This window comes from Nocardia sp. NPDC051463, from assembly GCF_040681975.1.
Classification (GTDB): Bacteria; Actinomycetota; Actinomycetes; order Mycobacteriales; family Mycobacteriaceae; genus Nocardia.
The window spans coordinates 1-26590 of record NZ_JBFBAB010000042.1 but is presented as its reverse complement, the minus strand read 5'-3'; the positions used below and the strand labels follow the sequence as shown (position 1 = coordinate 26590).

At 64.4% G+C, this 26590-nt stretch carries 25 protein-coding genes; 16 read left to right on the top strand and 9 right to left on the bottom strand.

All coding sequences use genetic code 11. The features are described 5' to 3' along the window. Positions 1-65: 65 nt before the first annotated feature. From AB0M74_RS32860 to AB0M74_RS32845, 4 genes are read right to left on the bottom strand one after another with little or no spacing between them, the layout of a single operon-like run. The gene (locus AB0M74_RS32860; protein WP_366530198.1) at positions 66-911 is read right to left on the bottom strand and encodes an HAD family hydrolase; all 846 of its coding nucleotides are present in this window, start codon (positions 909-911) and stop codon (positions 66-68) included. Further along, the gene (locus AB0M74_RS32855) at positions 911-3496 is read right to left on the bottom strand and encodes a phosphoribosyltransferase (RefSeq protein WP_366530197.1); all 2586 of its coding nucleotides are present in this window, start codon (positions 3494-3496) and stop codon (positions 911-913) included. Before AB0M74_RS32855 ends, AB0M74_RS32860 begins: the two co-directional genes overlap by 1 nt. A 59-nt stretch (positions 3497-3555) precedes the next feature. Next, entirely contained in the window at positions 3556-4767 is a 1212-nt protein-coding gene (locus AB0M74_RS32850) for an HpcH/HpaI aldolase/citrate lyase family protein (RefSeq protein ID WP_366530196.1), read from the bottom strand. A gap of 13 nt (positions 4768-4780) precedes the next feature. Further along, positions 4781-5995 (bottom strand): hypothetical protein, encoded by a 1215-nt coding sequence (locus AB0M74_RS32845; RefSeq protein WP_366530195.1) that lies wholly within the window; start codon positions 5993-5995, stop codon positions 4781-4783. A gap of 215 nt (positions 5996-6210) precedes the next feature. Between AB0M74_RS32845 and AB0M74_RS32840 the strand changes: the two genes are divergently transcribed. The 3 genes from AB0M74_RS32840 (at position 6211) to AB0M74_RS32830 (ending at position 8790) form a co-directional block, all read left to right on the top strand. Next, positions 6211-6786, top strand: coding sequence for a TerD family protein (locus AB0M74_RS32840; RefSeq protein WP_328407479.1), 576 nt, complete (start codon positions 6211-6213; stop codon positions 6784-6786). 191 nt (positions 6787-6977) lie between these two features. Next, positions 6978-8078, top strand: coding sequence for a DUF475 domain-containing protein (locus AB0M74_RS32835; protein ID WP_366530194.1), 1101 nt, complete (start codon positions 6978-6980; stop codon positions 8076-8078). Between the two features lie 88 nt (positions 8079-8166). Further along, positions 8167-8790 (top strand): Tellurium resistance, encoded by a 624-nt coding sequence (locus AB0M74_RS32830; protein WP_366530193.1) that lies wholly within the window; start codon positions 8167-8169, stop codon positions 8788-8790. A gap of 1 nt (position 8791) precedes the next feature. Here the strand turns inward: AB0M74_RS32830 and AB0M74_RS32825 are convergent, their stop codons facing one another. Then, entirely contained in the window at positions 8792-9691 is a 900-nt protein-coding gene (locus tag AB0M74_RS32825) for a DMT family transporter (protein WP_366530192.1), read from the bottom strand. 83 nt (positions 9692-9774) lie between these two features. On the opposite strand from AB0M74_RS32825, the gene AB0M74_RS32820 reads away from it, so the two are divergent. Beyond that, positions 9775-10314, top strand: a complete 540-nt coding sequence (locus AB0M74_RS32820) for a CGNR zinc finger domain-containing protein (protein ID WP_366530191.1) — start codon at positions 9775-9777, stop codon at positions 10312-10314. A gap of 19 nt (positions 10315-10333) precedes the next feature. Here the strand turns inward: AB0M74_RS32820 and AB0M74_RS32815 are convergent, their stop codons facing one another. Beyond that, positions 10334-11725, bottom strand: a complete 1392-nt coding sequence (locus AB0M74_RS32815) for a hypothetical protein (RefSeq protein ID WP_366530212.1) — start codon at positions 11723-11725, stop codon at positions 10334-10336. 215 nt (positions 11726-11940) lie between these two features. Here AB0M74_RS32815 and rpsF point away from each other — a divergent pair, with 215 nt between their 5' ends. From rpsF to AB0M74_RS32775, 8 genes are all read left to right on the top strand, one after another. Continuing rightward, positions 11941-12228 (top strand): 30S ribosomal protein S6, encoded by a 288-nt coding sequence (gene rpsF / locus AB0M74_RS32810; protein ID WP_328407491.1) that lies wholly within the window; start codon positions 11941-11943, stop codon positions 12226-12228. 83 nt (positions 12229-12311) lie between these two features. Beyond that, positions 12312-12860, top strand: coding sequence for a single-stranded DNA-binding protein (locus AB0M74_RS32805; RefSeq protein ID WP_366530190.1), 549 nt, complete (start codon positions 12312-12314; stop codon positions 12858-12860). A gap of 56 nt (positions 12861-12916) precedes the next feature. Continuing rightward, complete coding sequence (rpsR, locus tag AB0M74_RS32800) at positions 12917-13168, top strand: 30S ribosomal protein S18 (RefSeq protein ID WP_328407495.1); 252 nt, start codon at positions 12917-12919, stop codon at positions 13166-13168. Between the two features lie 17 nt (positions 13169-13185). After that, on the top strand, positions 13186-13638 hold the full coding sequence (rplI, locus tag AB0M74_RS32795) for a 50S ribosomal protein L9 (RefSeq protein ID WP_366530189.1): 453 nt from the start codon (positions 13186-13188) through the stop codon (positions 13636-13638). A 629-nt stretch (positions 13639-14267) separates the two neighbouring features. After that, on the top strand, positions 14268-15647 hold the full coding sequence (gene dnaB / locus AB0M74_RS32790; RefSeq protein WP_366530188.1) for a replicative DNA helicase: 1380 nt from the start codon (positions 14268-14270) through the stop codon (positions 15645-15647). Between the two features lie 285 nt (positions 15648-15932). Next, a complete protein-coding gene (locus AB0M74_RS32785; RefSeq protein ID WP_366530187.1) occupies positions 15933-16658 on the top strand; it encodes an amino acid racemase in 726 nt (241 codons plus the stop codon). A gap of 901 nt (positions 16659-17559) precedes the next feature. Next, positions 17560-18507, top strand: coding sequence for a hypothetical protein (locus AB0M74_RS32780; protein WP_366530186.1), 948 nt, complete (start codon positions 17560-17562; stop codon positions 18505-18507). Positions 18508-18806: 299 nt separating this feature from the next. Beyond that, positions 18807-19007, top strand: coding sequence for a hypothetical protein (locus tag AB0M74_RS32775; protein ID WP_366530185.1), 201 nt, complete (start codon positions 18807-18809; stop codon positions 19005-19007). Here the strand turns inward: AB0M74_RS32775 and AB0M74_RS32770 are convergent. Continuing rightward, positions 18993-19442, bottom strand: coding sequence for an ankyrin repeat domain-containing protein (locus AB0M74_RS32770; RefSeq protein WP_366530184.1), 450 nt, complete (start codon positions 19440-19442; stop codon positions 18993-18995). The two genes, AB0M74_RS32775 and AB0M74_RS32770, sit on opposite strands and share 15 nt — an antisense overlap. Between AB0M74_RS32770 and AB0M74_RS32765 the strand changes: the two genes are divergently transcribed. The 3 genes from AB0M74_RS32765 to AB0M74_RS32755 all read left to right on the top strand — a co-directional run bounded on the left by AB0M74_RS32765 (position 19398) and on the right by AB0M74_RS32755 (position 22129). After that, positions 19398-19733, top strand: a complete 336-nt coding sequence (locus AB0M74_RS32765) for a hypothetical protein (protein WP_366530183.1) — start codon at positions 19398-19400, stop codon at positions 19731-19733. The two genes, AB0M74_RS32770 and AB0M74_RS32765, sit on opposite strands and share 45 nt — an antisense overlap. A 188-nt stretch (positions 19734-19921) precedes the next feature. Then, complete coding sequence (sigJ, locus tag AB0M74_RS32760; RefSeq protein ID WP_366530182.1) at positions 19922-20863, top strand: RNA polymerase sigma factor SigJ; 942 nt, start codon at positions 19922-19924, stop codon at positions 20861-20863. Between the two features lie 81 nt (positions 20864-20944). Next, positions 20945-22129, top strand: coding sequence for an FAD-dependent oxidoreductase (locus AB0M74_RS32755; RefSeq protein ID WP_366530181.1), 1185 nt, complete (start codon positions 20945-20947; stop codon positions 22127-22129). Positions 22130-22741: 612 nt separating this feature from the next. Here AB0M74_RS32755 and AB0M74_RS32750 read toward each other — a convergent pair. Next, positions 22742-23989: a hypothetical protein gene (locus AB0M74_RS32750; RefSeq protein ID WP_366530180.1), complete on the bottom strand. Its 1248-nt coding sequence runs from the start codon at positions 23987-23989 to the stop codon at positions 22742-22744. A gap of 693 nt (positions 23990-24682) precedes the next feature. Between AB0M74_RS32750 and AB0M74_RS32745 the strand changes: the two genes are divergently transcribed. Next, a complete protein-coding gene (locus AB0M74_RS32745) occupies positions 24683-24964 on the top strand; it encodes a hypothetical protein (protein ID WP_366530179.1) in 282 nt (93 codons plus the stop codon). A 744-nt stretch (positions 24965-25708) separates the two neighbouring features. Here the strand turns inward: AB0M74_RS32745 and AB0M74_RS32740 are convergent. Further along, positions 25709-26434, bottom strand: a complete 726-nt coding sequence (locus AB0M74_RS32740) for a helix-turn-helix domain-containing protein (RefSeq protein ID WP_366530178.1) — start codon at positions 26432-26434, stop codon at positions 25709-25711. Positions 26435-26590: the final 156 nt, after the last annotated feature.

Here is a 26590-nt window from a genome sequence, read left to right as displayed (position 1 = left end):
GGACTTCGGAAGTTCACACCTCCGAAGTGGACAATCCTACCGAGCCCCGACGGCTCGGGCACCCCTCATTCGGTAGACAGCGGCGCGGCCTCAATGAACCAGTTGATGATTTCCTCACCGGCGAGGATGCCCGAGGCCCGGGTAATGGTGAGATTGGGATGAGTGAAGTTCAGTTGCTCGAGTTCACCATGGCGGGGTCGGATGGCCGAGTCGGCCGCACGGAGCATTTCGGCATCCAGTGCGCCATCGCCGGCGGCGAGAGTCGTTGCTGCCTGCGATAGCTCGCCGTTCTCGACCAGTCGACGGCGAACTTCCCGGACGGCGCGACTCTTGCACACCGCCGTCGGCATGGTGTAGATCTTGCGCCCTTGTTGGGAGGCCGACCACCCGCGAGTGCGGCACCAGGCGTCCCATTCGGCGAGGAAACCCTCGGGCACCTCTTTCGGCTTGACCACCAGATAGTTGAACAGGTGGTCGGCGACACGGAACTTGGTGACCCAGCTGTCATCGATGCGCGCACGGAGCTCGGCATTGATCTCCGACAGCGTCGCGCCGCCGGCGCGAACCTGGTCGTCGATATCGATGCGCCAGCGCATATCGGGAACACCGTCGACAAGGATGTTCCCGCCATTGCTGGTGATCGCGTATCGCCATGGGGCGCCTGGCAATTGGATACGTTCGAACTGCTTGATGGTGCGGGTGGTCGTCGGAATGACGGCCGCCGGCTCGGTCAGGGTCTGCATCCGCAGGGCCGCGGCGGTCGTCATGAACGACAGCGGCTCGCCTTCCAGATGCTCCACACACACCGTCGGCACCGCGGTAGCCGCGCTGAAAGCGTTGCGCGAGTAGATCATCGTCCGGTCCAGATCGGTGGCTACCAACGTCTGTCTTCGTAGATTTCCTAGGTGCATCACTGCTGTACGTCCTTGATCAATCCCATACACGAATAGGCGAGGTCCTCCACGACCTCCACCGGAACACCGCGAGCCGCGGCAAGCATGCGCAGGTGAGCGTGCTCGGGCGCCTCCGCCTCACGGACGAGCACCCGCCACGGCACGCGACGCAGCAGTACCCTGGTGGTCTCACCGACACCGGGTTTCACGAAATTCACGCTGCCGATGCCGTACTGCTCGCACACCCGCTCCACCGAGGCCCAGCCCGACCAGGTCGGTGACCGGTCGCCGGCCCGGAGGGCGGCGACCTCGGCAGGCACCCGGTCTCGGACCGCGTCGAAAGCGCCGCTCACCGCATCGAGCAGGCGCACGGAGACATCGTCGCCATGCAGCTCGCGATAGAACTTCGCGCCGTGGAAGTCGCCGGGTCCGATCAGGGTGTCGTTCAGTACCGTGCGTGAAATCAGACCGGAGACGGTCGAATTCAGGCAGGCCGACGCGATGAGGAAGTCGTCGCGGGTGCCGTAGGTGCGCACGCAATGCCCCGGATCGGCGAGTACGGCGAGTTCGTCGTTGAACCGAGCGCCACCCGCGGCGTGGTACGCGTCGAGGGCTTCGGTGAGTTCCTTGGTGATGGCGCCCTTGCCGGTCCAACCGTCGACGAACACTACCGACGCCGGATCATGGTGGCTGGCAAGGTAGTCCAACGCGACGGCATCGATGCCGCGATCACGCACGATCGACACCGCATAATGCGGCACCTCCAGACTCGGCAGATCGCCGCAACGGCCGGCGGCCAGCCAGCGGCGCATGAGGATACCCACTGGAGTGCCCGCACGAGCCAGCGAGACCAGCACGATGTCGTTGCCACGCTCGGCGACGACCAGTTCCGCTACCGTCGCGACGGCAAGCGCGAGCCGCTCGGCGCTGGCCTCCAGCACATCGTCGAACAACGACCGATAGGCCGCATCCGGCTGGTATTCGATTGGCAGCGATTCCGCGTAGTGCGCTACCCCCGCCTGGATCCGATGCTCCCGTTCAGCGACATCCGCCTCGAGGTCGAGGGCGGATAGATCCTTCAGCAGCCAGGAAACCTCCTCGGGCGCATACGATCCGAAGTCGGGACCGTGCAACGGGGCGGGAAGTTCGACTGTGGGAACGGTATTCACGGCAACTGACCTCGGCATGGCGTCCGTGCCGGGCACCGCGGCACCCGACGGCAATTGATCGAGCCGCCCTGCGTGCAGCAGGCGCGGATCAGCACCCGGCAGCACCGCGAGCACGACATCGGCGCCGGAGGCGGTGAGTACATCGATCAACCCACCGTCGGCCACGAGTTCAGCGGTGTCGGCAGGGGAATCGATGACAACAACCAGGACCGGATCGCCGTCCCCCGCGCCGCCCGCTGTGGAATTCTCCGACTGCCAGCCGAGACTGTCGCCGGCGCCGACGAGCCGACCGGACCGCTGCATCGACCCTGGAGCGCGCGCACCGGAAAACTCCTCGGCCCACTGCGCGTTGTACAGGTAGCGAGGCTGCTCCTGACCGACCTCCGGTGCCAGGAAACGGAATCCGCGACGCAGTGGATAACCGGGTTCGTCCAGCACATACGCCGGTGACCGTGTAGTGGTCTGATACCTGGTCGGCATCCCGGATTCGGCGAGTTGTGCCGCCATCCGCAGCGGCATGTACATCAGCTCTTCGTGTGCGAGCACGATGACCGGCCGGCCGGGGAATTCCGCGTCGAGCTTCCTCCGCACCGTCTCGGTCGCAGCGGTGACAGCGGAATCGAACGCGGTCATGTCCGAACGCAGAATCCCATGCCTGCCGCCCTCCGGTACCGCCGCCGGCCACGGCAGTCCCATTCGCGTGAACGAACCTCGCTGCTCAGCAATGGGATTCAGCTCCGGTTCGGGTAGCGCGGCAACCGCGTCCACCAGTCCGTCCGGCAACGCGGTGCGGCCGGACGCGAGGCACACCGTATCGATCCGCGCGCCGATTCGCTGCGCCGCCGCTTCGAATGCGGCGCGATCGTTCTCGGTGCGCATATCCACCAGCGAAGCAAGCAGGTAGTGGGACCTCGGCGAAAACGCGTGCAGCGCATAGATCGCATCGAGAGCCGTAGCACCGGTGGATATTTCGTCGTCCACCAGCACGAGCGGGAGGTCGTTGGCGAAGATGTCGGCCGGCGCGGGTTGCAGCTGGTGAGAGGTGGCGTGCGAATGCCCCTCCTCGAACCCGGTGAGCGTCTGCGCTTCGGCGACGTCTCGCCGGGTCGAATGCAGGTAGCAGCCCGCACCGATCCGCGCCGCCACACAGTGGCCGAGACCTGTTGCGGTTTCGGCGAATCCGAGTACGACCGCTTCCCGCTCACCGAGCACTCCGCGCACCAGGTCGCCGAGCCGGTTGCCCGCATCGAGCACCACCCGCGGGTCCGTCGGCAGATGCTTGCCGAGCACGGTCGACACCAGCAGATGCGCGCGTCGCGGGTTGCGCCGCAGGCCCGGCTGGATCAACGACTCGACCGACAGCTCGACCGGTAACGCACTGGTCACCACGCCTGGATCGACCGGCCCGTACGAATCATCGTGGAACAACTCCATACCGAGCGTCCTCGTCGCCCAGGGTATGGCAGTCCCGATCAGATCAGCCGACGCCCCACTCATACTTGCACCATCGCCGACAGCAGATCCACGAAAGACACTCCCTTATTCGCCACGCCGAACACCCGCGCCCGCAGCAGCGTCTGGCGCGCCCAACTGCGGTGCGGCCGCATCTCGTTCATCTTGTTCCGGTATCCGGATGCCGCAACGCCACCCACGTCGACCTGCAGGATGTCGAGCGCGTCGGAGTACTCCTCGTGCGTCACCACCGACAGCGCGTGCACCGCGGCCACGTGCGAGGGGTGGATCACCGTCTTGCCCTGGATGCCGTTGGCCCGGTCCAGCGTGATCTCGCGCAGCAGCCCGTCCAGATCCCGGCTGACCAGATATTGCCGGAACGGTACCGCGTCGGACTCCGCGAAGGGCGCGGTGCGCAGCAGCGGCCGGAACATCCGCTCGTGATCGGCGAAGTACTCCCAGACCGGGCCGGTGATGACGAAACCCGTACCATCCGCTCGCCCAAGGTAATTCACGATATCGGCGATAACATCCGCGACCACCCGCACGTCGTAGATGGTCAGATCCCGGTCGCGCCGGATGCCGAAGGTCGAACACATGTCGGTCGCGCCCACCCGCACCGCGAGCACCCGCTCCCGATGCTCGGCGAGCAACGTCGCGATCTGGGTCAGCTCGGCGTCGCGGGTCTGCCGATGCACCAAACCCGGCGATTCGAGCACCGGCATCCCATAGATCGGCCGGTCGAGCAGCTCCGCGGCGGTCTCGAGCGCGTCCAGATATTTGGTTCCCGTGGTGCTGTCGAATTTGGGAAAGACGAAACCGGTGAGCACCGCCGCACCCGCCCCGAGCTGCTCGACGATCTCGGTGATCGCGTCCGCGTCACGAACCCGGACGAACAGCAGCGGATTCGGATCCTCGCTGCCTGCCAGCAGATCCAGCGTCGCCACCGTCTGCTGCTTGGCGAATTCCACCTCGTGATCGGCGACCGCGTCCTCGAGATCGATCACCATCGAGCACACGCCGCGCTCGGCGCGTTTGGCGATCGTCATGGCGAGATCCGGCCGGGTCGCGGGGGCATACAACGTGGCGCCGAGTGCGATCGCCAACAGCTCCCGATCGGCGTGGTCGCCGAAAGGTTCGGGCTGCCGATGGAAAAGGTGCCGTGCCTCCGGGCCGTGCAGCTGCCGAAAATGGCGCAGCGGCAGTCGTTTCCGCAGGGAAACCGCCTGCGGGACGGCGATGCCTGCGGTCATCGTTGCCCCATCCTCATTCTCGTCGTGGTCCTGCTTGTTTTCTCATTCGATCCACTACCCCGGCTATGAATTCGCTGATGGAATCCAGTTCGGTCACATAGGCCCAGTAGTCGGGGTGTCGCCCCGACAGCGTTTCGGCAATTCGGTCGATTCGGTCCACCTGTGCATCGAGCACAGATCCCCATTCGGCGGTGAGCCCCCGGCCCACCGCGAGCATTTGTGCGTCCCGCAGCCGAAATCGTACGGCCTTGGCCTTCTCTTGCGGATTGTCCCGAACTTCGCGCAGTGTGGTCAGCCGCTTGGTCACGGCGTCGACCTGCTGCTCGGCCTCGGTCAGAGATCCGCGCGCGGATGTGGTCAGATCAAGTGCAGACTCCGGGTTGTTCTGGGCCAATCCCACGCGCGCGCGGACCAGGGCTGCGTCCGCGGCATCGATGGCCCGTTGGCTTTCCCGCCCATTGTTAGCCAGATCCGCGGAACTTGCAGCATTGAACTCGCGCAGCAGCGTGGAGAAGGCAGGCGCCAGCCGTTCGGCCCTCGTGCGCACGGCCGCCAACCTGGTGCTCGCCGAGCTGATGGCGGTGGTCGCGGCCTGTTCGCGAGATGGGGCCTGCGCCAATACTTCTATCAATTCCTTGGTCGCCGCTTCGAGGCGATTGGCAGCGGCTCGAACAGTCGCGGCAGCCTCCGGGCCTGCAGCTTCCAGTGTGACCAGTGCCTCATCGACGGCGGCGGCGGCCTGTCGTACCGACGGGTAGCCGATGTATTCGGACTCGGCCGCCTGCCTGCGCACACCCGCCGCGCTGATCTTCACCTGTTCGGCCAGCTGCGGCACCGTCCGATATACGGCCAGGGCCCGCTCGAGCTGCGTCTGATTTCCGCCGTAGAACTCGTCCACCGCCATTGCCGCCGCATTCAGCTGCCGGACCAGCGCATCGGCGCGGGTCTGCCCCTGCGGGACGGGAGTGCCGTCGTGCTCGGCCGTATCCAACTCGTCGTTGAACCCCAGGTATGCGCCCGCCGCGTCATAGCACCGGCTGCGCACCGTTTCCCAGTGCGCGCTCATCCGACGATCCGGGAACACCTGCTCGGCGGCGTGCACGGCCACCTCGGCCGCGCTCTGGCGCCGATCCATATCGAGGAAGGCAGCAGTCAGTGCCGGTCGGGCCTGCTGAATCCATTCATTGGGCCCCGATGACCGGAACCATCCACGCCTGCGGCCTGCCACGTCCCGATGGTAAGCGGTGGACTCGTGTGTGCCTGCCCGAGCGCAATACTGCGCATCTCCCGGGCATCTCCCGGGCACCTCCCGGCGATCTTCCAGTTCGCCGGGGGTTGTACGGGTTCCTACGCAAGTTCGCCGAAACCTACTACTGTCGTATGTCGTACCCGGCGATTCGGACATGCTGGGAACCTCAAACGTCTATTGAAAGGGATTCCCGCATGGGTGTCAGTTTGTCCAAGGGCGGCAACGTCTCGCTGACCAAGGCGGCGCCGAACCTTACCGCCGTTGCGGTCGGTCTCGGGTGGGACCTGCGGTCCACCACCGGCACCGACTTCGACCTCGATGCCAGCGCCATCGCGACCGGTGCGGACAAGAAGGTGCTGTCGGACCAGCACTTCGTGTTCTTCAACAACCTCAAGTCCCCCGAAGGCGCCATCGAGCACACCGGTGACAACAAGACCGGTGAGGGCGAGGGCGACGACGAGGTGATCAACGTCGATCTGGCGGCCACCCCGCCGACGATCGAGAGCATCTTCTTCCCGGTTTCGATCTACGACGCGGACGGCCGTCAGCAGTCCTTCGGTCAGGTGCGCAACGCCTACATTCGCGTGGTCGACCGCAGCAACGGCTCCGAACTGGCCCGCTACGACCTCACCGAGGACGCCTCCACCGAGACCGCCATGGTCTTCGGTGAGCTGTACCGCAACGGGGCCGAGTGGAAGTTCCGCGCCATCGGTCAGGGCTACGCTTCGGGTCTCGCCGGTATCGCCCGCGACTACGGCGTGAACGTCTAAGCACGACCTTGCTTGTCAGGGGGCTCGGCGACGAGCCCCCTGTTCGTGCGACAACGCGCCGAGACGCACGCAACACCGTTGGACAACCGCCGATTCAGCAGCCACGCTGGAACTAGCCGTCACCAACCCGGTCTCTTCATTCACACGTGCTCGGACGAAAGTCCGAGTCGCCGCATAGGAAAGGTCCCCGCGTGGTCCTGCGCATCTTCGGCATGTCCTTCATCGTCACGGTGGTCTCGCTTATCGTGGCGTTCCTGTACGGCGGACCAACCGCGCTCGCGCTCGCCGCGATCCTCGGTATCCTCGAGGTCTCGCTGTCGTTCGACAACGCGGTCATCAATGCGACTGTGCTGGAACGAATGAGCGAGTTCTGGCAGAAGATCTTCCTCACCATCGGTGTGGTGGTCGCGGTGTTCGGTATGCGGCTGGTCTTCCCGCTGGCGATCGTGTGGATCACCGCGGGCCTCGACCCGGTGAAAGCCTTCGATCTGGCGCTGAACCCGCCCGCCGACGGTGCCGCCACCTTCCCGGACGGCAGCAAGAGCTATGAGACGTTGCTCACCGACGCGCACCCGCAGATCGCCTCGTTCGGCGGCATGTTCCTACTGCTGCTGTTCCTGAACTTCATCTTCGAGGAACGCGAGATCACCTGGCTGTCCTGGCTGGAGCGGCCGCTGGCCCGGCTCGGCAAACTCGACATGCTCTCGGTGGTCGTCTCCGGTGTCGCACTGATCCTGACCGCGGAGTTCATCGCAACCGAGGAAGAGCGCGCCACCGTCCTGCTCGCCGGCCTGCTCGGCATGCTCACCTACATCGTGGTGGACGGGCTCGGCTCGATGTTCCACACCGAGGAGCAGACCGACGGTCCATCAGAACTCGCCAAGGCCGCGGGCAAGGCCGGGTTCTTCCTGTTCCTGTACCTGGAAGTGCTCGACGCGTCGTTCTCCTTCGACGGCGTGATCGGCGCGTTCGCCGTCACCTCCGACCCGATCATCATCGCGCTCGGCCTCGGCCTGATCGGCGCCATGTTCGTCCGCTCCATCACGGTCTACCTGGTGCGCAAGGGCACGCTCTCGGAATACGTGTATCTGGAGCACGGCGCACACTGGGCGATCGGCGCGCTGGCCGTCATCCTGATGGTCTCGATCGGCGTGCACATCAACGACCTCGTCACCGGCCTTATCGGTGTCGCGTTCATCGGTGCGGCCTTCATCACCAGCATCGTTCGCAACCGTCGTGAGGACGATGCCGAAGAAGTGAAGAGCGAACGGGAACCGACGCCGGTAGGCTGACGCTCGGCAGACAGCCGAAGAACGTGGAGCGGCAATGGCTGTATTTCAGCCATTGCCGCTTTCTTTGTGGACGAGGGGAATCGCTGCGATGGCGAAGGACACCACTCCCGGCGGCGGCAACCAGTCGAAGTTGACGCTGTCGAAAGCAACACCGAGCACCACCCTCGTCAAACCCGGTGACCAGCCCGGAGTCATACGAGTGAACCTGAACTGGACCAGCGGTTCGAAGGGTTTCTTCCGCAAGTCCACACCCGTCGAGCTGGAGCTCGGTTGCCTCTATGAGCTGTCCAACGGGGCCAAAGGCGTGATTGCGGCGAACGGAAACAACTTCGGCGCACTGGATTCCGAGCCGCACATCGTCCTCGACGGAGCGGATCGCAGCGATGCGGCGAACGCGGGCGCGAACCTGCACATCGATCTCGCGAGGCCGGAGTTGTTTCGGCGCATCCTGATCTTCGCCGCCGGCTCCGACGGCGTACCGAACTGGGCCGCCGCCAATGGTGTCCTCACCCTGTTCCCCACGTCCGGCCCGCAGATCGAGGTTCACCTCGACACCCCGGTGCGCGGCGCCGACTCGTGTGCTGTTGCGCTGCTGCAGCATCAGGGCACCGGTATCACGGTGCACCGGGAGGTCCACTATGTCGAGGGCGCCCAGCGCGCCATCGACGAGACCTACCGGTGGGGCATGGACCGGCACGGCGCGGGCATGTAGCTCAGCGCACGCCGACCGCCACCGCTCGCGGCTGCCGTACCGCGGCAACAGATCGCCGCGACGCGAGCACCATGCCGATCACGCCGACCGCGAGTCCGGCAATGGTCAAGGGCCGCAACGGTTGATCGACCAGCAGCCACGCCAGGATCGCGGTCACCACCGGCGTCGCGAAGAACAGTCGACCGACCCTGGTCGCATCCCAGCGCCGCAGCATGTGGTTCAGCAGCAGGAACGCGACCATCGAGTTCATGAACACCATCCAGACCAGCGATTGCGCGAAGCGGCCCATATCCCAGATGTGCAGTTGCCCACCGGCCCAGGCCGATACACCAGCGATCGGCGCGCTCGCCATCACGTGCACCGCGGTCGCGGCGCGCGGATCGACCTGCGGGACGAACCGTTTTTGATAGATGGTCCCGATGCTCAGGCCGAGCAATCCGACCACGCACAGCAGCAGCCCGACCATCGACATGGCCGACTGGTCCAGCACGGCCAGCCCCACACCGACGCCGCCGATCCCGAAGCCGAACCACTGTCGCACCGTGACGGTTTCACCGATGAACCCGGCGAACAACGCGATGACCACCGGATTCAACCCCTGCACCAGTGCGATGACAGCGCCCGAAACATGATGGCTCATCGCGGTATAAAACGCACCGAACTGCACGATCTGCATCAGTAGCCCCGCAACGACCACGTGCCGGAGCTCGGCACCCTGTGGCCATCGGGCTCCCACCGCCCGCGCGTACAGCGCGAGCAGCAGTCCCGCGATGGCGAACCGCGCGAACAACACCATCAGCGGCGGCGCCGCGCCGACTCCGATGATTCCCGCGATGAACGCGCTGCTCCACAACACAACGAAGAGCGGCTGCATGGCAGCCGTCGCGATGCGATCCCGCACGAGTCCTCCCGATGCAACCTGCTAAAGCGGTTACTACCGTCGCACCTCCTTTACTAACCTGTCAAGGCGGTTACTATAAGAGGGTGTTCGCCTTCGTTAGCGGTAACCTCGCCCTGGACTTCGCAGGCACGGTCAAAGCCCGAGCCACGACGTTCGACGACTACCTCCACACACCTGCCGACCTCGACGTATGGCTCGTCGCCGCCGATCTGCTCGACGGCGAACCGCACTGCGACACAGCGATATTCGATCGCGCCGTGCGGCTGCGCGAAGCCGCCTACCGGCTGGCCCTCGCCGCCGCCCACGACGAACCGTTCGCCGAGATCGACCGCGACGTCGTCAACGAACTGGCAGTCGGCGAACTGCCCGGTCTGACACTGCGATCCGATGCCACGCTGATCCGCACCGGAACTCCCGAGGCCGCGATCACGGCCATCGCCCGCGCCGCCGTCGAATTGCTCGGTGGACCCGATCGGCAGCGGATCAAGGAATGCGGCCGCACCCTGTGCACGCGCCTCTACGTTGACACTTCACGCGGCAAGTCGCGACGCTGGTGCGATATGGCCCAGTGCGGCAATCGCGCCAAGAGCGCGGCATTTCGCGCCAGACACGCGGCGGACTGAGCACCACCCGACCGCTCGGTCAGGCGACCGGTACCAAGTCGCCGCGGGCCGAACGCGAGATCGGCGGCGGCGAGGGCCGGAATCCGCGCGGCGTCGCCCGCGCGAACAGAAAGAAGAACACCACGAGCAGAACGGCGCGACCCCAGACGCCGAACTGGACTATGTTCTCCATCAGATCCACCGAGGTGCCGGAACCGATCGAATAGAAGTATCGGAAGACCCCGATGCCGATAGCCGCGTCGGCCACCAGGTACGCGCCGATCGCCGACCACGGCACATCGAGCAGCACCAGGAACGGAACAAGCCACAACGTGTACTGCGGCGAATGCACCTTGTGGAACAACAAGAATCCACACAGCATCGCGCCGCTGACGCCGATCCACGGGAAGATGCCGGTCGTGCTGAATCGCTTCCAGCCCAACCACATCGCGAGCGCAAAGGACACGAGCACCAGGGTGGGCGAGGCGATCGACACCGCGTGCTGAAACGCCGTCTCGCTGTCGGCATCCTGCCCGAACAGCTGCCGGAGTCCCCAATACCAAATGGAATTCGTGGTGATATCGGCCTGCCGCAATTGCTGGAAGGTGATCGACGCCCGCCAGCCTTCGTACCCGGCAAGCGCGAAAGGCAGATTCACCGCAACCACCGTGCCGACGGCAGCGGCGGCCGCCATCGACGCACCGCGCACATCGAGCCGCACGGGCTCGAGATCTTCCACCTCGCGCCGGCCACCGGTGAGCACATAGGCCAGCAACGGCAGGACGAAGATGCCCGGATACAGCTTGAAACAGAAGCCGATACCTAGCAGTACGGCGGCCAGTATTCCCCTGGTGCGCAATGAGTATCGGGTCATCGCAGTGACCACGTACACGGCGGCCACCGCCGTGCACACCACCGGGAGCTCCCAGTTGTGGAACGCGTACAGCACCAACGGCGGCCCGGCCGCCCACAGCAGCGCCGCACGTCCGGACAGTCGAACGAGCAACCACGCGGTCAGCAGCGCGAACGGCGCCAGCAGCAGCGCGGTGTGCAGCAGAAATTCGGCGTCATTGTGGGCTCCGACCGCACCGAGCCACATCAGCACACCGCTGAGCACCGGATATTCGACCGCGCCCCCGGTCAGCATGCCGTCCTCGGTAATGCCGCCGTCGATGTAGGGAAATACGTGATTGTCGATGTCACGCCCGAGCCACAGGAACTGGATATCGGAATAGCAGACATCCGAATCCTTGAGCACGTCGAACACCGAGCTGCGACCGTCCTCGGCGAACGGTGCCCCCGCACAGCGCGCCTTGTTCAGGTACGCGAGCGCCAGCGTGAGCCCGCACAGCACCACCACCACCGCGGCGAGCGCCGCGGTGCGCGTCACACGGCCTGCGATCCTGTCGCTGGCGGCGAGTCCGGTCGGCATGACGACCACCCTAAGTGGCCGGGCCGAGGTCGCGCCTGCGTCCCCCGCGGATACGGTCGCCCACAGAGGCGAAAAATCCGTAGGAACCGGGCGGTAGTGGGGGCGTTTCGGCGCTGGGCAGCTGCTCATGTAGCCTTGTCGGGTTGCTGACGCAACGACCCTCCTGCCACGGAAAGTCCGTGGCCGTTTCCTAGTCCACAGGAGGTGATTGGTCCGTGCGTCATTACGAAGTGATGGTTATCCTCGATCCGAGCCTGGACGAGCGCACCGTAGCCCCGTCCCTGGAGACCATGCTCGGCGTGGTTCGTACCGAAGGCGGCAAGGTCGACAAGGTCGACATCTGGGGCCGCCGCCGTCTCGCCTACGAGATCGCCAAGCAGGCCGAAGGCATTTACGCGGTGGTCGATCTGACCGCTGAGCCCGCCACGGTCAAGGAACTCGACCGCCAGCTGGGCCTCAACGAGTCGGTGCTGCGCACCAAGGTTCTGCGCCACGGCAAGTGACTCTCGATTGCGTCGGAGCCTGTCTCTAGGCTCTAGCGCAACAGCGAGTGCATTGCGGACTGCAACCGAGCAGGAGGAACCACATGGCAGGCGACACGGTCATCACCGTCATCGGAAACTTGACGGCCGACCCCGAGCTTCGATTCACGCCCGCGGGCGCAGCGGTGGCGAATTTCACCGTCGCTTCGACTCCCCGTGTGTTCGACCGTAATTCGAACGAATGGAAAGACGGCGAAGCGCTCTTCCTGCGCTGCAACATCTGGCGTGAAGCTGCGGAAAATGTCGCTGAAAGCCTGACACGTGGTTCCCGCGTCATCGTGAGCGGACGACTGAAGCAACGCTCCTATGAAACCCGCGAGGGTGAGAAGCGCACGGTCGTCGAGCTCGAGGTCGACGAGGTCGGTCCCTCGCTGCGCTACGCCACTGCGAAGGTCGCCAAGGCCAATCGCGGCGGCGGCGGTGGCGGCGGATTCGGTTCCGGCGGCAGCGGCGGCGGCGGCAACTTCGCCCCGGCCGGTGGCAGTGGTAACACAGGACGTTCCGGCGGTGCCGAGGACGACCCTTGGGGCAGCGCACCTGCGGCAGGTTCCTTCGGGGGCAACAGCCGCGTAGACGACGAACCGCCGTTCTGAGAACGGCATTCATCGGCCCGGATCCACTTGGGCCATCAATGATTACGGAGTAAGACATGCCTAAAGCGCCAGCGCGCGAGAAGGTGCTGAAGAAGAAGGCTTGCACCTTCTGCAAGGAAGCCAAGACCGGCACCGTCAATATCGATTACAAGGACACGCAGCTGCTGCGTAAGTACGTCAGTGATCGCGGCAAGATCCGCGCTCGCCGGGTGACCGGCAACTGCGTGCAGCACCAGCGCGACGTCGCCGTTGCCGTGAAGAACTCGCGTGAGGTTGCACTGCTGCCTTACGTGTCGACGGCTCGCTGAGACAGGGAGGCATCGCAATGAAGTTGATTCTGACTGCTGATGTGGACAACCTCGGTGCTCCCGGCGACACCGTGGAAGTCAAGGACGGCTACGGCCGCAACTACCTGCTGCCCCGCGGCCTGGCGATCGTTGCCAGCCGTGGCGCTCAGAAGCAGGTCGAGGGCATCCGCCGGGCGCAGGACGCCCGCAAGGTGCGCAACCTCGATCACGCCAACGAGCTGAAGCAGGCCATCGAAGGCCTCGAGGCCGTGTCGCTGTCGGTGAAGACCGCGGGCACCGGCAAGCTGTTCGGCTCGGTGACCCAGGCGGACGTCGCCTCGGCCATCAAGTCGGCGGGCGGCCCCGTTGTCGACAAGCGCAGCATCGAGCTGCCGAAGTCGCACATCAAGTCGACCGGCAAGCACGGCGTTGTGGTGCACCTGCACCCCGACGTGGTCGCCAAGTTCGACCTTCAGGTCGCCGCGAACTGAGTTCGCTCCGAAGGCCACTCTCGTGCTCGGGACGAGAGTGGCCTTCGACTGTAGTAACTAAATATTTGCGATCTGGGCAAAAAGGTGATCTGGGTCATTCTCCGCAAATCGCCGAAACGGTTCTACCTTCGGTTATTCCACTTGTGGATCGTCGAGAAAACCAACTGTCCGCAATGTGACCCAGGCCACATTAGTAATCCACACCGCTTTACTCAACACGCCCGGCTGTTCAACTGAACCGACACGCCGACATGAGATTCATCCACACGTGGATAGATTCGGAAATCAATATCTATCAGCACGTTTGAATGTGATGACCCAGGTTTTCCCCAAGTAGTACACAGGGGGTGCACACCGTTGGGTAAACATTCCCCAACTTATCCACAGGTATGTGCACAGTCCGGTTTGGCGACCGCCCATCCGGTCGCCTAGGTTCGTCGCAATGTCATGAACGAACCAGCAGGAACGTCATGATTCGGTACCTTGCCGCAACGGTTGCTGGAACCCGCTGACGGCGCCAACGAACGGTCGTAGCGCACCCGCTGCTGCGCGCCCGAAGTGTCGGTACCCGGGAGTACAACGAGTCATCGATAGTGTGAATCCCGGTGGGGAAAGGACGGTCGAGTCTGTTGGCAGTCGTCGACGACCGCGGACACGCGGAATACTCCGAGCCGCCCGGTGAGGACTTCGGCAGGCAGCCTCCGCACGACCTGGCGGCCGAGCAGTCGGTCCTCGGCGGCATGCTGCTCAGCAAAGACGCCATCGCCGACGTCATCGAGGCACTGCGACCAGGTGATTTCTACCGCCCCGCCCACCAGGCCATCTTCGACACGATCCTCGATCTGTACGGCCGCGGCGAACCCGCCGACCCGGTGACCGTCGCCGCGGGCCTCGACCGCCGCGGCGAACTGAAGCGCATCGGCGGCGCCCCCTACATCGTCACCCTCACCCAAACCGTCCCGACCGCCGCCAACGCCGGCTACTACGCCGAGATCGTCGCCGAGAAGGCCATCTTGCGCCGCCTCGTCGAGGCAGGCACCCGCATCGTCCAATACGGCTATGCGGGCGCCGACGGCCAGGACATCGCCGAGGTGGTCGACCGCGCGCAGGCCGAGGTCTACGAGGTCACCGAACGGCGCACCACCGAGGACTTCCTCCCCCTCGAAGAACTCCTCCAGCCGACGATGGACGAAATCGACTCCATCGCCAGCCGCGGCGGCATCTCCCTCGGCGTCCCCACCGGCTTCACCGAACTCGACGAGGTCACCAACGGCCTCCATCCCGGTCAGATGATCATCGTCGCGGCGCGTCCCGGCGTGGGCAAATCGACCCTGGGAATGGATTTCATGCGCAGCTGCTCCATCAAACATGGGCTACCAAGTGTCATCTTTTCCTTGGAAATGAGCCGGACCGAGATTGTCATGCGTCTGCTGTCGGCCGAGGCGAAGATCAAGTTGGGCGATATGCGTTCCGGCCGGATGAGTGATGACGACTGGACGAAATTGGCGCGGCGGATGAGTGAGATCAGTGAGGCGCCGTTGTTCGTCGACGACTCACCCAACCTCACCATGATGGAAATTCGAGCAAAGGCGCGTCGACTCAAGCAACGCCACGACCTGAAACTCGTTGTCGTCGACTACCTCCAGCTGATGACGTCCGGTAAAAAGGTCGAATCCCGACAGCAGGAAGTCTCGGATTTCTCGCGAAATCTGAAGCTGCTCGCCAAAGAACTCGAAGTTCCCGTCGTCGCCATCAGTCAGCTGAACCGTGGCCCCGAACAGCGGACAGATAAGCGCCCCATGGTCTCCGACCTGCGTGAATCCGGCTCGCTCGAACAGGATGCCGATATGGTCATCTTGCTACATCGCCCCGACGCAATCGAACGAGACGATCCACGCGGCGGCGAGGCCGATCTCATTCTCGGCAAGCACCGTAACGGCCCCACCGCAACCATCACCGTCGCGCACCAGCTGCACCTGAGCCGGTTTGTGGATATGGCCCGCGGATAGGGTTGTAGGCACCGCTCCGAATTGCGGTCGCCAACAGCGTCGAGAACTTCCTGCCGCCCGGCCGACCCGCCGATGCTCGACTCGGCTCGCTACCTCGAGATCGGTCTGGCCCCTATCGCTCTCATCGGCGTACTTACCCCGCGCTTGGCGCCCCGTGACCGAGCACGAGACCACTGCTGGTTCGGTGGCGACGGGCGACCGACCGGTCTTGTCGAAACCGGCTCAGAATGGATGATCTTTGCCGAAGATGGACGGCATGAATAGGCGCGAACAAGGAGCAGCGTGATGAGGCATGTTGGTATCTTGGCGCACAGTATCGAAGGCGCGGCGCTCTGCTTGCGGGCGCTGTCGCAGGAGGGCGCCCGCGATCTCGGAACGCACGAGCACCCCGATGTGACCCTGGATTGCATCGCGATGGGCCGCAGCATGTCCGCGTGGGAGGCCGGTGATCACGGCGCGATTCGAAAGACTCTGGCCACCAGCGTCGATCGTCTCGCCAACGCCGGAGCCGAATTCTTCGTCTGCCCCGACAACACTGCGCATATGGCGCTGGAGTCCGACGGCGAGGACCTGACTCTGCCGGGCCTGCACATTGCCGAAATCGTCGCGGAAAAGGCAGCCGCGCAGGGTTATCGGCGGGTCGGCGTGCTGGGTACCAAGTACACGATGACCGGTCAGATCTACCCGCGCGTCTTTGCGGCCAAGGGAATCGACGCCGAGATCCCGGACTCCGACGAGCGCCGCCTGATCAACGACATCATCTTCACCGAACTGTGCGAAGGAGTGTTCACGGCCGCATCCCGGCAGCGATACCTCGATGTCATCAACCGCCTGCACGGTCTGGGCTGTGACGCCGTCGCCCTGGTTTGCACCGAGATCCCGCTGTTGGTGACGCCGGACGTATCGCCTTTGCCCACACTGGATTCCACTCGCCTGCTTGCCGCGGCCGCCCACCAGGTCGCCATTGGGGCGCGCCCGCTTCCGACCTGGTATGGCGGCGCTGTCGACTGAGGTCACTGTCCGCTGAGACAAGGTAACGCCGCAGGTCACGGCCTCGGCAGCGGAAGTCAGCGGCGATACACATCCCCGTGGCAGTGGGGGCCACCGCTGCCGCAGTTCGATTGGGCCGACGATGGAGATGGGAAGCCCTCGAACGTAGAACCGAACGATTGGCCAACGGCTGTGGCGGCAGCGTCATAACCACACGCGGAAGCAACACCTCAACGAAGGTCTACAGCCACACCAACCGGATCTACCTGACGTATCGAATCTACGACCCGTTCGAAACCGAGACCACCTTCCCGACCCTGAACAATCCGGAGACGAGCGCGCCCTGGAATGAGTGACGCCGCCAGGTCTCCCCCGCCCGAGTCGAGCGGCAGGATCTGAACGAGTTGCTCGGTCTCCTGATCCAGATCGAGAAGAATGACAGCGACGCTCGGGCGGAGCTGCACGCGATCCATGATCCAACCGGCTGCCCACCGTCCGGTCCAGCAACGACGCCGGTAAGGATCATGCCGGTGTAGTGGTGTCGTAAATCGATCTTGGGCTCAAGGGGTCGTTTTACGGGCAATGCGCGGAATCGCCGGGGCATGCGGGTTCGCCTGGGTAGAATCGTGGGTATGCGTCCTGTCGCGCTGTTCGTTTTCACCACTTTTGTTGGGACGCATCAGCTGTGCGCGGTATTCGTACGTAGTGGCTGCGTTCCGCCACGCGGGGTGGCGTTGCGCGAGAGCCACCCATAATTTCGTGAACTGCGTCTTGCTCTTCTGCTTATACGCTGCACTGTGCGAACAGAAGAGCGCTGGGAACCGCACGTCGATCTCTGCTCTCGGTTACTGGATATGTGCGGTCAAGCGAGTCCTCAGATACGTCCGGACCAACAACCTGATAGCTGTGAAGGGGAAGTGGCATGGGTCAAGATTTCAGTGTCAACATCACCGCGGCTCCGACGGTAAGTGGGAGTTTGGCTCAGGCATTCGGTAGTACGTCGCATACCATCACCGATCAAGAAGTGAGCGCATTCGGGCTGACCAATTCGAACATGAGGCAAAGCTTCGCGAAAGTCATGGGGAGCGGGTCGTATCTGCCCGACTATGTCTGGCTGCACGCCCCCACCCCGCCGGAGGGGAACAAATACAACGACTTCCATTGGGATGAGGTCAGCACCACCCTCGAGGCCGTCGATGCGCAGGTCATCAGCGTCAACAGTAAGCCGGTGATCGCGCATCATGTCACGTGGACGAACAACCTCGACCACTCCGTGCATTACCACGCAGATATGTCGATCAGTAAGACCGTCTCCACCAGTCAAAGCTGGTCGCAGAGCCAATCCGTTTCAGTCAACCAGAAGATCACCTACGGGATCAAATTCGCGGACATCGGTGGCAGCATTGGTGGAGAAACAGGCTTCACATACACGAACAACTGGGGCGAAACTCAGGGACAAGAACAGAGTGTTACGGTCGGTGTCAGCGAAGGCGCCGACGACGATGTACCCGCGCACTCGGCAGAAACCGCGTATCTTTTCGCCAACCTCGGATCGCTGACGGCCCGCGTGACCTACAGGGCCAGCCTGACCGGAACGGTCTGCGGTTGCTACGAGAAAAAATTCAACGGTCACTGGTTCTGGGGTATAGACCCGAACGCCTTGTTGTACGACGCTGGCCTCCCCACGTCCGTCCTGATTACGCAAGACGTCAATGTCGATTTCTACAGCGATGCAAACGTCGAAGTCGACCCCGGCCCCTTCGACCCGAACATACAACCCAGCCAGAAAACAATAATGCACTTCTCTCGGGTACGCCCCGGAGCCGGCGAACCGAGGGCAGCCGCTGCAGCGGCATCCACCGCTCGGTGACCGGCATCGAGGGCTGACGCGGGACAGCTACGCACTAGGGCCCGCTCGGCATCTTCCTCGCCGGGCGGGTCTGCGGGTGTGTCCGCTGCTTGCGGATCTCCTGCCCGACTTGCGATCGCAACTCACGGGGGGACTCCATGCTGTTCAAACCATCCGCGATACCGATGCAACCGCCGGTTCCATTCCCTAGGGTCCCGGTAGTAATCGCCGCAAAGACAACGGATATGCCGCTGCGTCCGGTCGTTCGGCGTACCCGTTAGCGCGGTTGGCGGTTGTATCACCAACCCGAACGGTTTCCGTTGGCGCGCACACAGCATCCGGATGCCGTCAACCCGCCATCGCTGCTGGTCAAGCCAATGACGTTGATCCGCTTCCGGTTGCCCGATATCGATGTCCGGATTCGCGATCACGAGGATTGCTCGCGCAGAGGCGGTGTCGACATTCGCGATCAGCCGACGCCGAAGTTCACGATCAGAGCCAGCGGTCTACTGATCGAGTAGCCGGAGTATCTCCGCGGTGTCTTCTGTAGGACGCATCGTGGCAATCTCCCGAGGGGTCTTCCCACCCGAGCAGCCTGCCTGCGAGCCCATCCGAACATCGATCCGCGCTCCGGCCTGCAACAGGACCTGGACGCACTCGAGCGAGCCACAGTATGCTGCCGCGCACAGCGGCGGCCACTCAGCCGGTAGATCCGGGTTCATGCCATGGTCGAGCAGTAGCCGCACCGTCTCGGTATGGCCCTTGGCCGCAGCCTTCGAAAGAGCCCTCGACTCCGCGTCGATGCCCTGGGCCAGCATGTAAGCGATGATCTCGGTCCTGCCCCACTCCGCGGCCCAACCAAGAAGAGTGCCTACCGGCGTAGTGACACTCGCCAGGTCGACACCAACTTCGTGAGCACGTCGCACCTCGTCGATGTCGCGTCGTATGACGGCCATTACGAGATCGAACTCTTCCGCACCGAGCACCACATCAGTATCCCCGGGTGCCGCTGGGCGGCCTCGAGGCAGATCCTGCGCGGCAACGCACCGACCGCGCCGGGAGACATCACTTCGATGACCTCGAACCTCCGCAGTGCCAGCCACTCCACGAGCGATGGAGTGCCGCGGCCGCCACTGGTCGAGTCGCGACGTGAGCGCGGTTCGATGGCCGCACCGATTCGGGAATACCGCCTCGCCGCAGGAACGCTGCCGCTGGTCAGCGCGGCACCGGAACAGCTCGGCGACTGACCGACGCCTCAGGCCATGCCTTCGGCGTCTGCTGGCACGAGCGCGGCCACGGGCATCGGGACCGGGTAGCCGCCGCCTGGGCCGGGGTGAGCAGTGCTCGGCCGATGATGGTTGGTCGGCGTGCTGGAGGCTGGAGTGAGGTTCGGACCGGGTGGACGCGCCCGGTACGCATCGCCGACGATGTCGGTATGTTGCTCACACGCGAGGCCGATCTGTTCGAAGGCTCCAGGGCCCGCCTGGAGGCGATCGCCTATCGCCTGCTGGGCTCGGCCAGTGATGCCGAGGACGCGGTGCAGGAGACGTACCTGCGCTGGCAGGCCGCCGACCGCGAGTACGTGGAGACGCCCGAGGCGTGGCTGACCAAGGTGCTCACCAATCTCTGCCTCAACCAGCTCACCTCGGCCCGCGCCCGCCGGGAGACCTATGTGGGGCAATGGCTTCCGGAGCCGGTGCTGGCCGGCGGCTCGATGCTGGGCCCGGCCGACACCGTGGAGCAGCGGGAATCGGTATCGATCGCCATGCTCACGCTCATGGAGCGGCTCACCGCCAAGGAGCGCGTGGTGTACGTGCTGCGCGAGGCTTTCGGCTATCCGCACCATGAGATCGCCGGCCTGCTCGACATCACCGAAGCCAACTGCCAGCAGGTTTACCGCCGCGCCAAACAGCATCTTTCGATGGAGCGAGCGCGCATCGAGGTCGACGAGGCCGCCGCTCGACGGATCGTGAAGGAATTCCTGGCCGCAGCGGTCAGTGGACAGACCGAGAGGCTGGTGGCACTGCTCACCGACGATGCCTCCATCCTTGGTGACGGCGGCGGATTCATCGCGACGCTGAGCCGGCCGCTGCTCGGCGCGGAGCGCATCGCGCGGTTCGTGCGGCTCGCGATCAAGCCCTCGAACGGCACGTGGAACAAGCTGGGCGGCAAGCCCGAGATGTTCGCGGCCATCGCCAATGGCATGCCCGCGCTGGTGCTGGTGTCCGAGGATCGGGTCGTCGGCATCGTGGTCCTGCAGGTCACCGTCGACGGCATCGCCGCCGTGCACGCCCACGTCAACCCCGACAAGCTGGCACATGCCAACCGCCAGTGGGCCACCTACGCACCGGGAGCATCCCTGTCCGAATTGTGGTGACCCACATCACAGTCGATGGCTGTCAGCATTCGTGCCTCTGCCTGGTTCAGGTATCGAACCCACTGAGACAGGAGCACAACCATGAAGCACCGCATCGTCGTCCTCGGAGCCGGCTACGCCGGAGCCATCACCGCCGGCCGCCTGGCCAAGCGACTGCACCGCGACGACATCGAGATCACCCTGGTCAATGCCGATCCCGATTTCGTCGAACGGATCCGTCTTCACCAGCTCGCCGCCGGTAAGGACCTGCCGGTCCGCCCGCTGCGGAAGGTGTTCGCGGGCACCGGCGTTCAGGTGCGGATCGCGTGGGTCGATTCGGTCGACGCGGATCGCAAGACCGTCGAGCTGATCGGCGAGAACGGCGCCGAGACCCTGGCCTACGACACCCTGGTCTACGCCCTGGGCAGCACCATCGCCGATTTCGGCGTGCTCGGCGTCGCCGAGCACGCCCACAATGTGGCGAGCAAGCAGGCCGCACTGCGGTTGCGGGAGCGACTGAACGAGTTGGTGGCGGGCGAGACTGTGCTGATCGTGGGCGGCGGCCTGACCAGTATCGAGGTCGCGACCGAGATCGCCGAAGCGCGCCCGGATCTGAAGATCGCCATGGCGGCGCGCGGCGGCGTCGGCGACTGGCTCGATGAGAAGGCGCAGACCCACCTGCGCGCCTCTTTCGAGCGTTTCGGCATCACCGTGCACGAACGCGCCGACGTCACCCGCGTCACCGAGGACGGCGTGGTCACCCGATCGGGTGCGGAGATTCCGGCCCGGATGACCGTCTGGACTGCAGGTTTCGCCGTGCACCCGATCGCGGCCGCCAGCACGCTCACCGTCTCCGAGTCCGGGCGCATCGTTGTCGACGCCACTCTGCGCTCGGTCTCGCACCCGGACGTCTACGCCATCGGCGATGCCGCGCACGCCGCCGGAGTGGGCGGCAAGACGCTGCGCATGGGCTGCGCCACCGCATCCCCGATGGCCTGGCTGGGCGGCGACGTCATTGCCGCCCGGCTGACCGGACGTGAGGTCCCGGCCGCCCCGATCGGCTACAACAGCCAGTGCATCAGCCTCGGCCGCCGCGATGCCATCGTGCAGAAGGTGACCAAGGAGGATCAGCCGACCTCGAAGGTCGACGTCGGCCGCAAGGGCGCGCGCGTGAAGGAGCTGATCTGCAAGGCCACCGTATGGAGCGTCAACCACCCGACCCTGATGGTGCCGAGCCGGCGTCACCGCCTGGTCGCGACCCCTGCGGCTCCGGTCGCGACCGTCTGAGCACGCGGGTGCGGAACCGGCACAGGCCCGCCCAGGTCCCGAGGCATCACGAGAGTGGTTGTGACTGTTGCCATTTCTTGCCGGATCCGCCGCTGTGGGCGCCGGTCGCGCCCGCGGACCGGGCTCGGCCGGCGACCCCGATGCACCGCACGTCCGGAAGCACGATGAGCATCAGATCAACTGAGCTAGAACAAGTCCGCCGGATCTTCGGTGTGGTTGTCGGGCGGCTACCCGTCGACGTGCACGATCGGAGTCATTGGTTGCTACTGGAATTCGGTCAGTCGGCGCAGGCTGGTCAGGGTGTCGCGATGATCGGCCTCGAGCACGCGAGTCTGGTCTGCGATCAGCTGCTCGTAGTCCGAAACGATGCTCACCTGCTCCACGGTACGACCGGAAAGGCAATTCGCTCAGCGCTTTTCGGCGCGGGATCATCGTCGGTTTCTGGGCTGCCCGATCTGCGACCCCGCTCGTCGCGGCGAACAACCCCGCTGGCGGATCCGAAGGCAGAGCCTGGCTTCCGGTTGACAGGCGGTGGAGACCGAGCAGCCGCACCGTGATGCGTACCGGTGCGGCTGCCACGTTCAGCGGTGAGTGGATCTGCTCACCCTGCTCTCAGGAGTGGGACTCGATCTCGTTCACCAGCCATGCGCCCAAGTCCTGGGTCATAGTGGTGTGTCCCTCGTTCTTGCTGGCACAGGCGAAAGCGTCGAGTTCGCTGTCGCGGTCGCGGATCTCGCTGTACAGCGCGTCACGGTTATCGATCTCGCCGGTGGCGACGGCGCTGATGGCGGGAATGAAACAGGAGGTGTTCAACTGCAAATCGACCTCGGAGCCGAGCAACCCCATGAGAATGGCGGCCATCCCGAAACTGGCCGGGTTTCCCGGCAGTACCGGGTTCTCGGGGAACAGGCCGCCGGGGGCGCCATCGATATCGGGTAGTCCGTCGGTGCTGACCTCGATCGGGGGTTGTTCTGCCGCGTGCAGGATGGCCACGACCTGCTCACCCTGTGCCTGGGTGCGCAAGGTGCCGTCGAGCAGCAGATCGCCGCGACCGCTCACCGCCGTCAACGCGGGACCGATCCCATTTCCGATACCGGTCCTGACCCCGTTGGCGACACCGATCTTGCGGATGCCCTGCGGCCATCCGCCCACCGCATCCAACTGCTGCAGGAAGGCGCGTCGTTCCGACGCCTGGTCCGGCTTGTCACCGACCTTGCCGAGGTGCCAGCGAGCCATCTGCCGCGCGGCCGGGCTGTTGATCAGATCGGAGAACTGGCCGAAGATGGGCGATGTCGCACCCCACTTGTCCTTGAGGAAGTGCGCGAAAGCCTGCATCGAGATCGGTAGCCACGCACCTCGATGCGGGGTGTCGTAAGACAGGTACAAGCTTGTCTCGGGGTCGGGCAGGTCTTGATCGTGCTGCATCTTGGCCAACGCGTAGCGGGTCACCATCCCGCCCATACTGAAACCACCCACCACCAGTTTCGCCTTATTATCGACACGATTGCGATTGGCGGTCTGGATGCACTCGATGGCGGTGTCCGCGTTGTCCAGGATCGACGCTGCCCGGTTGTCGTAACCCAGCACGATTACATCCCGGCCTATCGCGTGCAGCTCGCTGATGAAGCGGTACTTTCCGTTGTTCTCCAGTCCGGCCCAGAGCTCGCCGAGGTCACTCGCACCCAGCGAGAATCCGTCGGCGAGGATAACCGGTTTGACAAGCTGCCGCCGGTTCAGTGGGCTGTAATAGACCCATGCGGTACCACCGCGGAGGGTCCACTCATCGTCTGGCTCCTGCGGAGTGGGATACGCGGCGCGCGCCACGGGACTGAGCGAACCCCAGATATTTACAACAGACATCGTCCTGCTCCTCGACTGGTCGGTTGACGCGTGGATTCACTGGACTGAGAATGGCCGGGCACTCATGGGTGAGCGCGCGAGCCGTGCATAGCGTATGACTATTTCCTTGTGGTGTGGCCATTTCGTTGGTCGCGAAAGCAGCGCCGACTGGTGACATTTTGATGTCGAGTCGCCGCCGTCTCGAGAAAGGTCTCGAGCGATTGTGTGGCCGACGGCAGCCCACAGTCGACGTTTTGCCCATTCGATGCCACTCGGCCACGGTTTTGAGATTCCCAAGTTCTACTCGCCCTCGTTGATGCATTTTCGCCGCCTACGGCTGGCGGCCGGATGGTGGGGTGGCGTCGGAGGTACCGCGAGCGTCGGTTCAGTTGGCAGCTGTCGACGGGCCGAGATCTTGTTGCGTCGCGTCGAAAACGGCTCAGGGAAGTCCACACGTCCTCGACCGTGAGTGCCGAGACATTTGTTCGTAGCGGCGCCATGGCGGACGTTCCGTTGGTATCGCGGCCAGAAGCACAGTGGACACCGCAGGCGGCCGACGCCGGACCACAGGGTAGGTAACCCCCCGTCACCCAGGGTGCCGGATCAACACCCAAGGGCGCCTAGGTACCTCAAACGATTCGGCCAAAACTTAAGGGGACCAACACACCCAACAAACAAAGGACGAGTTTGAGCACACGCCGCGCAATGAAGACCATGACCGCTTCTCTGCTCATCGCCGGTGGCCTGATCGGCGCCTCGGCCGGAGTCAGCCACGCAGACCAGAGGGCGCAACCGGGTGGGTCTGTCGTCTACTTCTGTAAGTCGAGCGGATCCAGCTACGAGGTCGGCAGCAAGGTCTCCTATCCCGACGGTACCTACCAGGTCTGCCAATCCGACGGCACCTGGAAGCGGACCGGCCCGCCCGTCAACAGCGGCCCGGGGGAAGTCAGCCCCGGCTATCGCTCCCTGATTCCCGGTATCACCCCGGGGTATTGATGAACCTGCCCGACCCGATTGAGACGCTCACTGCCGAGAGCCTGTCCGGACTGATGAAATGCCATCGAACCGAGACAAGCACCATTGCCACGGCATGAGACGAACCAGAAATTATCAGGTCGATCACTTGGCGGCTCGCCACGACTTTCGAGACCCTGCCAGCACGGGTTCAGGGTCTCGAAATTCGTGGCCACAGCTCGTCCGAGGTTGTCACTGTGCAGAGACACGGCCGAGATACCGCGCAGGTAGCTCAACATAGGAAACCATACGTCAGGTTTCTTCATTAAAACCGGACTGTCGTGAGTGAACTCTGGAAAAATCGGTATTGCGACATGGGCGGCGATCGGGGTTACGTGCCTGATCTACACCCCAATGGCGATCGAATATATGGGGCGATACTTCACCGCGCCGGAGCTGTATTTGCGCTCCATCTCCGCCGTGGTGAGTCTCAACCCCGACTCCACGGTTGGATCGCTGGTTCACCACCAACAGCCGACCTACGAGCACAGCCGGTGGATCATGGCGGTGCACACGGCTGGTGCGGGATCGGCGATTCTGCTCGGAGTTCTGCAGTTCTCGAAGCGCATGCGCCGGAACTGGCCGATGGTGCACCGTCTTTCGGGGCGGTTGTTCGCGATGCTGTTGACCGCCCCGACGATCCGGATCATCGTGGTAACGCTCCTGCTGGCGGTGTCCAGCGAAAGCTTCGACAGTCCAGCTCGACGGATACGCAGCGAGGGATCGTTACTCTTGCCCGGCGCTGCGTGCGTCCAGCGTCTGCCGCCACTGCTCCAGGGCCTGCTGGAATGCCGCACTCACCAGGAGGAGGAGTTCGGCGGAGGATTCGAAACGGGCGCCCGCCGGGGTGGTGGCTCCGAGAATCTCGGCTGCGCGCTGCGATTCGGCTGCCAGAGCCTTGCTCATCTGCAGAGAGGTGAGGAGGTTGCGGAGCCAGATCTCATCGTCGATGACGTAGCGTTCGCGGCGCCCGCCGGGAACTCTTTCGCGCCTGAGCATTCCTTGCCCTTCGAGGAAGGCGACGGCGTGCGAGACAGACGCGGGGCTGACGCGAAGCTGCCGGACCAGATCAGCGGCGGTGAGAGCGCCGGAGTCGGTGATGTGCAGGCAGGCCAGCACCCTGGCCTCCATCCGGGGCAGCCCTTGCTGAACGAGGAGAGCGGTGAAGGATTCCGCGAAGTCCTGGACCGCTCGAGGGTCGCGCCCATAGCTGCTGTCGGGGATCGGCGGCGCGGAAGGCTGAGCCTGCTTGTGTCGGCGGGCACGATGGTGTGTGGCCTCGTGCGCCCGATCCGCCCGGTAATCACCGGGTCCACCGTTGCGGGTGACCTCTCGCATGATGGTCGAGGCGGGCCGCTCCAGACGCCGGCCGATTTCTGCGTATCCGAGGCCCTCGGCCAGCCCCGTAGCGATGTGCTGACGGTCCTCATTGGTGAGTCTGCCTCCGGGCATCGGTGCCGGTCTCCTGTCGACATGCACGCAGCTCGACGTCCGCGCACCCGCCGCCCAGTATGCATCCACACCAACCTCATTGCAAAGAGCACCGACGCAAGTTCCATTGCGTTCACGGTCACAATCATTGCAAAACCGATCGAAGCATGGGACCAG